Below are 923 nucleotides of genomic sequence, written 5' to 3' on the forward strand. Positions count from 1 at the left end.
ACGCCGCGCGGCATGGTGTCGCGTGCGTATTCGATCTCCAGCTGGGTCCCTTGCAGGATCATCTGGGTCGCTTCTTCCTTCATGTCGGCATCCCACAGGTGTGGGTTTTCGATTTTGATCTGGTTGATCACGTCGATGCCGAAGTTCAGGTGCATCGACTCATCGCGCAGGATGTACTGGAACTGCTCGGCCACGCCGGTCATTTTGTTGCGGCGGCCCATGGACAGGATCTGGGTGAAACCGCAGTAGAAGAAGATGCCTTCCAGCACGCAGTAGTAAGCGACCAGGTTGCGCAGCAGTTCTTTGTCGGTGTCGACGGTGCCGGTTTCGAACTTCGGATCGGAGATCGAACGGGTGTATTTCAGGCCCCAGGCTGCCTTTTTGGCGACCGATGGGATCTCGTGGTACATGTTGAAGATCTCGCCTTCATCCATGGCCAGCGATTCGATGCAGTACTGGTAGGCGTGGGTGTGGATCGCTTCTTCGAAGGCCTGGCGCAGGATGTACTGGCGGCACTCCGGGTTGGTGATCAGGCGGTACACGGCCAGCACCAGGTTGTTCGCGACCAGGGAATCGGCGGTGGAGAAGAAGCCCAGGTTGCGCATGACGATGCGACGTTCGTCGTCGGTCAGGCCTTCGGGGTTTTTCCACAGAGCGATGTCGGCGGTCATGTTGACCTCTTGCGGCATCCAGTGGTTGGCGCAGCCGTCGAGGTATTTCTGCCAGGCCCAGTCGTACTTGAAGGGTACGAGTTGGTTGAGGTCGGCGCGGCAGTTGATCATGCGCTTTTCGTCAACGGCAACACGGGCGGAAGCGCCTTCGAGTTCGGCGAGGCCTTCGGCGACGTCGAGTTTGTCCAGGGCAGCCTTGGCGCGCACGATGGCGGCGGAGTCGTTGGCGGTGACGGCGCGGGCTTCGATGGC

General features: G+C 60.0%; 1 protein-coding gene. It reads right to left on the minus strand.

The annotated features are described in order from the left end of the window. Positions 1–920, minus strand: a 920-nt coding sequence (locus tag HBR93_RS26740; RefSeq protein ID WP_346266862.1) for a ribonucleotide-diphosphate reductase subunit beta, incomplete at its 3' end; no start/stop codon positions are given. Positions 921–923 lie beyond the last annotated feature (3 nt).

The organism is Pseudomonas sp. WS 5411 (genome assembly GCF_012985595.1).
GTDB classification, from domain to species: Bacteria; Pseudomonadota; Gammaproteobacteria; order Pseudomonadales; family Pseudomonadaceae; genus Aquipseudomonas; species Aquipseudomonas shahriarae.